General features: G+C 29.8%; 10 protein-coding genes. 9 read left to right on the top strand and 1 reads right to left on the bottom strand.

All coding sequences use genetic code 11. The features are described from left to right. Window positions 1-86: 86 nt before the first annotated feature. Window positions 87-743, bottom strand: a complete 657-nt coding sequence (locus tag RT714_RS07470) for a Crp/Fnr family transcriptional regulator (RefSeq protein WP_313756948.1) — start codon at window positions 741-743, stop codon at window positions 87-89. 87 nt (window positions 744-830) lie between these two features. On the opposite strand from RT714_RS07470, the gene RT714_RS07475 reads away from it, so the two are divergent. The 9 genes from RT714_RS07475 to RT714_RS07515 form a co-directional block, all read left to right on the top strand. After that, window positions 831-980, top strand: coding sequence for a hypothetical protein (locus tag RT714_RS07475; RefSeq protein ID WP_313756949.1), 150 nt, complete (start codon window positions 831-833; stop codon window positions 978-980). Continuing rightward, the gene (locus RT714_RS07480; protein ID WP_313756950.1) at window positions 968-1132 is read left to right on the top strand and encodes a hypothetical protein; all 165 of its coding nucleotides are present in this window, start codon (window positions 968-970) and stop codon (window positions 1130-1132) included. Before RT714_RS07475 ends, RT714_RS07480 begins: the two co-directional genes overlap by 13 nt. After that, entirely contained in the window at window positions 1129-1506 is a 378-nt protein-coding gene (locus tag RT714_RS07485; RefSeq protein WP_313756951.1) for a hypothetical protein, read from the top strand. Before RT714_RS07480 ends, RT714_RS07485 begins: the two co-directional genes overlap by 4 nt. Window positions 1507-1895: 389 nt before the next feature. Then, entirely contained in the window at window positions 1896-2594 is a 699-nt protein-coding gene (locus tag RT714_RS07490; protein ID WP_313756952.1) for a SprT family zinc-dependent metalloprotease, read from the top strand. 183 nt (window positions 2595-2777) lie between these two features. Beyond that, a complete protein-coding gene (locus RT714_RS07495; protein ID WP_313756953.1) occupies window positions 2778-4568 on the top strand; it encodes a flavocytochrome c in 1791 nt (596 codons plus the stop codon). Between the two features lie 87 nt (window positions 4569-4655). Continuing rightward, window positions 4656-6278: a histidine kinase gene (locus RT714_RS07500; protein ID WP_313756954.1), complete on the top strand. Its 1623-nt coding sequence runs from the start codon at window positions 4656-4658 to the stop codon at window positions 6276-6278. After that, the gene (locus RT714_RS07505) at window positions 6256-7017 is read left to right on the top strand and encodes a response regulator (protein WP_313756955.1); all 762 of its coding nucleotides are present in this window, start codon (window positions 6256-6258) and stop codon (window positions 7015-7017) included. The genes RT714_RS07500 and RT714_RS07505 overlap by 23 nt, the downstream gene beginning before the upstream one ends. A 71-nt stretch (window positions 7018-7088) precedes the next feature. After that, the gene (locus RT714_RS07510; protein ID WP_313756956.1) at window positions 7089-8009 is read left to right on the top strand and encodes a TIGR01212 family radical SAM protein; all 921 of its coding nucleotides are present in this window, start codon (window positions 7089-7091) and stop codon (window positions 8007-8009) included. Between the two features lie 77 nt (window positions 8010-8086). Then, window positions 8087-8440: LysM domain-containing protein (locus tag RT714_RS07515; protein ID WP_313756957.1), on the top strand; the 354-nt coding region annotated here is incomplete at its 3' end.

The raw sequence follows: 8440 nt of genomic DNA on the forward strand, positions 1-8440 counted from the left end.
ACAGAAAGGGGAGGTTTTACTGAAGTTTTTATAAAAAGATATTATGTTATAATTTGAAATAAAGATTATGTATTTTTTATTCATGGTTAAGATTTTTTTAAAACTATGTTTCTAGAGTTATAATCTATTATTCCATCATCTTTCATTTTTTTTAATTCTCTTTGTAATGAAGGTCTTTCAACGCCAAACTTCTCAGCTAAGTCTTTTTTTGAAAGAGGAAGTTTTATTCTATTGCTATTTTGTCTTTTAGATTCAAAAGTCAAAAAATCCAGAATCTTTTCTCTAATAGTCTTCATTGCTAAAGAGTGAATTTTAGTAGTTAAAACTAATGCCTTATCTGAAAGAATTTCTAGAAAACTTATTAAAAACCTTTTATTTTCTTGACATAATTCTAAAACCAAATCCTTTTGGATATGAAATAATTTGGTATTGTTTTTAGCAATTACAGTCATGGGGTATTCATTCTTGGCAGAAAAGATAAGGTTTTCTCCTAGGGTATCTCCTTCTGAAAGGGATATAATGGATAGAACGTTTCCATTTTCATCTATATTATGTACTACTATTTCTCCTTCCAGTATTATATCCATGGTTATTGCCTTTTCATTTCGCAAGTATATGATTTCATTTTTTCCATAATCTTTTATAAAAAATCTATCTTTAATAATAGAATATAATTTATCTTTTTCAAATTCACTAAATAAATAGATATTTAGTAAAAAATCAATATAATCCAAATCCTTCATAAAAATCTCCTATAAGTAACTTTAGTTACTTTTATTATATCAAAATAGTATATATTTTAGAAGTAGGAAATAGAAAGGAGAGATTTTATGGATGTTTTTACAAAAGGACTTTGGATTATAACTCTAATTTGGTTTATTGTTTCTATGATTAAAGACAAAGAAAGAACAATTAATTCTATGAATAAATCAAGGAAGATGATGGATAGTATATTGGGGCAAACATCATGCCAACTGTAGCATTCTTGAAAACTCTTACAATGGTTGGATTAGTTACATTCAATCTAGAAAAAAAGGAATTCGGAACTAAATTCACTAAATTGGTTAGGGATACTATTGCAGGAATAGAAACTACTGAAAAAAAGCAGATGAAATTTATGACAAATTATTGAAGGGAAAAAGAGAATTAGAAGTAAGCAAGAAATCAAAAAGAATCCCTGAAAGATTAAAAAAATTACTTCCGCTAGTAGCAGTTTTTACGATAATAATTTCTACCACGAAATTGGCTTATATGGGAGTGGATTTTAATTTCTTAAAGTATTTAAATGAAAGGAATATAGCAAGTGAAAGCTTGATTGGAGATATTGAAATAGATGACTATATTTATAATATAGATAAGAAAATAGCAAATGAAAACGGAGTCTTACGTGTTAAACAAGCCATAATGGATAAAGATACAATAGAATGGGAAGATTACACAGGCAGTAACAAATATAATTTTATCCTATTCAGAAGATGGAAAAATAACAGTAGAGAGAAGTTTTGATAGCCCAATTAATTTGGAAGAATTAAGATCCATAATTATTTGGGGAGAAGAGATAGAACTTGAATAGGTGACTAGTTTAGGACTGTAAATAGAAATACTTATAACCCTATTATTGTGAATTGTTTTTCATGTATTGATATCTTCTTTTAAGATATGAAGCTGGGGATATAGATACAAAGGCTAAGATAGCCTTATATAATAACTTAGGAAATAATAGAGAATTAGCAATAAAATTAGATAAGGCTATTAGACAAGATTGCACAGAAGGATGGAAAGGAAGTAAGACTGAGAAAAGAGTTGCATTAGCGTTAATAAGAGAGTATATAACGGAACAAAATTTAGGGGATGAAATATTAGCGCTTGTTGAATCTCAAAAGGAGAATATTAAAGTGACTTTACTAACTATAAATGATATAGAAATTGAAGTAACAAAAAAGAATATAAAAAACATTCATCTATCAGTTCATCCACCAAATGGTGAAGTAAGAATTTCAGTACCGAGAAGGATGACTGATGATGCGGTCAGATTATTTGCCATTGCCAAAACACCTTGGATTAAAAAGCAGCAAGCTAAGTTTGAAAATCAGGAAAGGATTCCAGACTTGGAATATGTTTCTGGTGAAAGTCATTATTATTTTGGACAAAGGTATTTACTAAATGTAATATACCAAAGCAGTAATAAATCTAGGGTTGAGATTAGAAATAAGAAATATATAGATTTATATGTAAAAGAAGGAAGCAATAAAGAAAAAAGAGAAAAGATAATGAAAGAATGGTATCGAAAAGAGTTAAAGGCTGTTATTCCATCTACGATCAATAAATGGGAAAAAATCATGAATTTAACAGTTGGGGAATGGGGAGTTAAACAGATGAAAACTAGATGGGGTACTTGTAATCCTAATGCAAAAAGGATTTGGTTAAATCTTGAATTGGCAAAAAAACCTCTTCATTGTCTTGAATATATAATAGTTCATGAAATGGCCCATCTTATAGAAAAAGGGCACGGAGAGAGGTTTAAAGCTATTATGGATAAATATTATTCAAACTGGAGAAATGTAAAGAAAGAATTAAATGGATTAGTGGTTTAATAGATTTTCATTTTTTTCATAATCTCGTATAAAGAACTAATATACTCTAAATCACCTAAAAAATTATTAATTTAATTGTTTTAATGCAAAAAATCTTGATTATGTGCAAATACAAATACCTATATATATTCTATAATGATGATAGATATTTAACAAACAGTACATATATAGGGAGGAATTAAAATGAAAAAAAGCTTTAAAATCATATCACTACTGTTAATTTTTACAATGACATTTGGAATACTAACAGGTTGTGGTAAAAATGGCAAGAGTGAAGGAAGTATGTCTTATAAAGATGGTGTGTATGAAGGGATTGGAATTGGAAATGGTGGTCAAATTAGATTGAGTGTAGCCATAGAGGATGGGAAAGTTGCCTCAATAGATGTATTGGAACATAAGGAAACAGAAGTCCTAAGTGATGCTGCCTTTGAAAAAATACCACGGGCAGTAGTAGATAATCAAAGTGTAAATATTGATGGTGTAACTGGTGCAACCTATACCAGTGCAGGGTTAATACTAGCCATAAAAGATGCATTAAAAAAGGCTGGAGGAAATGAGGAAATATTTAATAAAGGTGAGAAAATTAATTTAGCTGAAAAAGAGGAAGAATTAGAACAGACTTATGATGTTGTAGTAATTGGCGGAGGTGGAGCTGGATTATCTGCTGCAGTAGAGGCTCAATCTTCTGGGGCTAAGGTAGTATTATTGGAAAAGATGAGCAGTTTAGGTGGCAATACATTAGTATCTGGTGGTGGACTCAACGTCCCAGGAACAAAACAACAAAAAGCTTTAGGAATAGAGGATAGTGTAGAATTATTTATAGAGGATACTATGAATGGCGGAGATAATATAAATAAAAAGGAATTAGTTACAGTTATAGCCAAAAATGCTCTGCCAACTACAGAGTGGTTAGTTAATGAAATAAATGTAGAATTTATGCCAGATCGTCTTCAACAATTTGGTGGACATTCAGTACCGAGGGCTTTAATATCTAAAAATAATCATGGAACTGAATTGATTAGAAAGCTTAAGGAATATGGTGATAAATTAGGTGTGGAATTTAAGATGGAAACAAGAGCAGAAGAGTTAATTATGGATAATAACAGAGTGGTTGGAGTAAAGGCAAGAAATGCCGCTGGACAAGAGATTATATTTAATGCTAATAAGGGAGTTATTATAGCAACTGGAGGCTTTGGAGCAAATAAGGAAATGCGTGTAAAATATGATCCAGATAAAGATGATAAATATAAAACTACTGATGTAGCAGGAACTACAGGTGATGGAATTATAATGGCAGAAAAACTAGGTGCTGACCTTGTGCATATGGAATATATTCAAACATATCCAACTTGTAACCCTAAAACAGGAATTATATCCTATGTAGCAAATTCTAGATTTGATGGTGCTGTATTATTAAATCAGGATGGCAACCGTTTTGTAGAGGAAATGGATAGAAGAGACGTTATATCTAAGGCTATTCTAGAACAAACAAATAATGAAGCCTATTTAATATGGGGACAAGAGGTTGAAGAAGTTGGAAATATGACAAAAGTACATGAAGATGAATATAAGGTATTTGAAAAGATGGATTTAATTTATAAAGCAGATACATTAGAAGAATTAGCAAAACATTTTGAAGTGAATAAGGACAATCTTTTAGCAAGTATAGAAAAATATAATGAATTTGTAAAAAGTGGAAAGGATGAAGATTTCAATAGAAGGGGAACATTAAGAACTATTGAAAAAGGGCCGTTCTATATTCAAAAGGTAGCACCAGCTATACATCATACTATGGGTGGAATAGTTATAAATGAAGATGCAAAGGTATTGGATAATAATGGTAAGGTTATAGAAGGCCTATTTGCAGCGGGAGAAGTTACAGGTGGAATCCACGGTACAAATCGCTTAGGAGGAAATGCCGTTACAGATGTAATTGTTTTTGGTAGAATAGCTGGACAAAAAGTAGTAGAATAGAATTTATTATAAGAAAAAACTGTATGATATCATACAGTTTTTTCTTATAATAAATTCAGAGCTATTTCATGGTATTAGGAGGATAGTATGGGAAGAATTCAAAATAAAATAACTTTGTATGTAGTTGTTAGTTTATTTATATTGTTTATATTTTTATTATGGAATATAGATATGGAGATGGATAAATCAGTAATACCACTTAGTAAGAACTTGACTCAACAAATGGTAGATGCTAGGTCTGAGCAAATTTCCAATTGGATTGAAGAAAGAATTATAGAAATTAAATTAATTGGAGAACAAATTGGCTATCTAAATATGAATTTAGATGAAAGTTTAGAATATATGAGATTTTCACTTGGAAATAATAATATATATGAATCTTTAGGGATTATAGATGAGGCTGGAATGGCATGGATAACAGATAATTCAAACTTTTCAATAGTTAACAGGGATTATTATAAAAAGATAAATGAAGAAGGACTTCCTTTTGTTATTAGTAATCCGTTGAAATCCAAGTCCAATAAAGTAGATATAATAATTATACTATATAGATTACCAATGGATATGGATCAGGGATTTTCATATATATCTGCAGCAGTTCCTATTGAAACTATTAAAGATATAGCTTCAAAAATTCAACTCTATGATGGAGGAAGTAAGATTTATGATATATCTGGAAACCCAATTGGGGGAGAAGATACTGTGATTGATAATAAAGTCAATATTATAGAATTTTCATCCCTAATAGAAAAGTCCCCAGGATGGACCATAGCTTTTAAAGTTCCAGAATATAGATTATATGAGGGGGCTAAAAGGTTAAAGGGGTCAGCTATAAAAATTGGACTATTAATAGGAGTAGTATTGATAGTGTTATTAACCTTATTTAGTTCATCCATAGTAAAACCAATTTGCAGGATGCAGGGATTAATGAAGAAGGTGGAAAATGGGGATTTAACAATACGATTTAAAGATTATAGGAATGATGAAATAGGAGATTTACAAAAAAGTTTTGATCAAATGTTAGATAGATTATATACGGTGAAATATGAGAAAAAAGAAATAGAGTTAAGATTATTACAAGAGCAAGTAAATCCACATTTTCTTTATAATACATTAGATACAATTAGATGGTCTGCAATAGAATATGATGCTATAGAGGTTGTAGACCTTATAGAGGCTTTAAGTAATTATTTTAGAATAGGGCTAAGTAAGGGTGAAAAATTTATAAGGGTATCGGATGAAATAAGCCATATTAAAAGTTATATTCAAATATATCAAGCAAGATTTGAAGAAGAATTAGATTATAAAATCATATGTAATGAATCACTATTGGAGTATAGGGTTATTAGGGTATTATTACAACCTTTGGTAGAAAATGCAATTTATCATGGAAATAAATATAATAAAAATCCGAGGTTTAAAATAATTGTAAATATATTTAAAGAAGGAAATGAATTGATAATGGAAGTAAGAAACAATGGTGAAAATATAGAGAGGGATAGACTTAAAACAATTAAAAATATTTTGAGCGGTAAAGAGAAGAATGGTGACAAGATAGGATTTGGATTATATAGTGTAAATCAAAGAATAAAATTAGCCTTTGGAGAAAACTATGGTCTGGATATTAAAAATGAAAGAGATTGGGTTATATCAAGAATTAATTGTCCAATCATTATGGAGGATAAATATGTGGAAGATATTGATTGTTGATGATGAGCCTAAAATAAGACGGGGTTTAAGAAGGTGGATAGAGGAGTTTGATTTAAAATTTGAAGTAGTAGGTGAAGCGGGTGACTATAAGGAAGCATTAGATATGGCTGAGAAATATAATCCAGATGTGTTTTTAATGGATATCAATATGCCAATGATAAATGGATTAGATTTAACTAATCAATTAAAATGTAAATATCCTAATTCATATACAGTAATAATAAGTGGATATGATGATTTCGAATATGCTCGTCGAGCTTTAAAGCTAAAGGTTTTTGATTATTTGTTAAAACCTATTCCTAAAACTGATTTATATAATGTTTTAAAGGCATTAAATAGTGAGCTGTCATCTTTGGGAGAAGATGATCAGAAAGATAATGAAAATATATATAATATGGAAGGTGGTAATTTATCTGCTATAGTTTTACGAGTAAAAAAATATATAGAGGAAAATTATTCAGATATAGATTTATCTCCCCCTAAGGTTGCTAGCTTGTTTAATATAAACAAGACTTATCTAAGTACCTTGATGAAGGAACAATTAGGTTATTCGTTTATAGAATATATGACAAATGTAAGAATCTTAAAGGCAAAGGAATTATTAACAGATGATATATTATATCCAAATATATCTGAAATTGCAAAAAAGGTAGGCTTTAAAAGTCAGCATTATTTTAGCAGGGTATTTAAGAAGAAAGAAGGGATATCTCCTATTGAATATAGAAATAAATTTACCTAGATATGAAAAGGAAATTAAATATATGATATATTGAGTTGGAATTATAAAAATCAGGATAGGAGTAAATTATAATGTCAAAAAGATATAATACGTTAAATGAAGAATTAAAAAGGGAATTTGGTGGGAAAGTAATGAAATTATCCTTAGATGGAGGATTTACATGTCCTAATAGAGATGGGACAGTTGGCACCAATGGTTGTATATTTTGTGGTGAAGAAGGTTCAGGAGAATTTGCAGGCTCTAGGTTTATTTCCTTAGAGGAGCAAGTAAAACAACAAAAAAACCTTTTATCAAAAAAATGGGATACTGATAAATATATAATTTATTTTCAAAACTTTACTAATACCTATGGAACTATAGAAAAACTTAAGAGACTTTATTATGAAGCAATAAATATTGAAGGCGTAGTAGGGCTTGCAATAGCTACAAGACCTGATTGTTTAGAAGAAGAGATATTAGATCTATTATTCGAACTAAATAAAGAAACTTATTTATGGGTAGAATTAGGTCTTCAAACTATCCATGAAAAATCAGCTAGATTTATAAGAAGAGGATATTCACTTTCCATATATGATGAAGCTATAAAGAATTTAAAAAGTAGAAATATTAAGGTGGTTACTCATATAATATTAGGGCTACCAGGTGAAAGTAAAGAAGAAATGTTGGATACGGTAGAATATGTTGGAAATACAAATAATTGGGGTATAAAACTTCATTCCCTTTATATTCAAAGAGATACAAACTTATTTGATTATTATATGAGAAATCCTTTTCCCATAATGAGCAGAGAAGAATATGTATCTTTAGTAGCAGATGCTATTGAACTCCTTCCCCAAGATATGGTAATCCATAGGGTAACGGGGGATGGTAAGAAGGAACTATTACATGAACCTAAGTGGAGCTTGGATAAATTGAGAGTACTATCTATGCTGGATAAGGAACTTAAATTGCGTAATTCTCATCAAGGAAAAAATAAAATAGAAAATTTTTAGAATTAGACATAGTAACCCTTAATCATATTTTTGCATAGTATATTAATGCATAGAATAATGAAAGAAGGGTGGTAAGCATGAGTAATAACAGAACATGTCCAACAGGAAGCTTTTCCTATACAATTAAATCGGGTGACACACTTTATAAATTAGCAATCACATACAATACAACGGTGGAAGTTATAATGTCAATAAACCCAGGAATTAATCCAAATAATTTACAAATAGGTCAAAGAATCTGTATACCAGGATCAGTAACGCCTCCTCCACAAAGATGTCCATCGGGAACGTTTGCCTATACAATTAAATCAGGTGATACACTTTATAAATTAGCAATCACATATAATACAACAGTGGAGGCAATAATGGCAGTAAACCCAGGCATTAATCCAAACAATCTGCAAATAGGTCAGGTAATTTGTATACCAAGA

The sequence above is a fragment of the Tissierella sp. genome (assembly GCF_032104385.1).
Lineage (GTDB): Bacteria > Bacillota > Clostridia > Tissierellales > Tissierellaceae > Tissierella.

Excerpts from the sequence above, each read along its gene's own strand:
- RT714_RS07475 (WP_313756949.1), top strand. The coding sequence starts at position 831 with ATGGATGTTTTTACAAAAGGACTTTGGATTATAACTCTAATTTGGTTT.
- RT714_RS07510 (WP_313756956.1), top strand. The coding sequence starts at position 7,089 with ATGTCAAAAAGATATAATACGTTAAATGAAGAATTAAAAAGGGAATTT.
- RT714_RS07480 (WP_313756950.1), top strand. The coding sequence starts at position 968 with ATGCCAACTGTAGCATTCTTGAAAACTCTTACAATGGTTGGATTAGTT.
- RT714_RS07495 (WP_313756953.1), top strand. The coding sequence starts at position 2,778 with ATGAAAAAAAGCTTTAAAATCATATCACTACTGTTAATTTTTACAATG.
- RT714_RS07505 (WP_313756955.1), top strand. The coding sequence starts at position 6,256 with ATGTGGAAGATATTGATTGTTGATGATGAGCCTAAAATAAGACGGGGT.
- RT714_RS07500 (WP_313756954.1), top strand. The coding sequence starts at position 4,656 with ATGGGAAGAATTCAAAATAAAATAACTTTGTATGTAGTTGTTAGTTTA.
- RT714_RS07470 (WP_313756948.1), bottom strand. The coding sequence starts at position 743 with ATGAAGGATTTGGATTATATTGATTTTTTACTAAATATCTATTTATTT.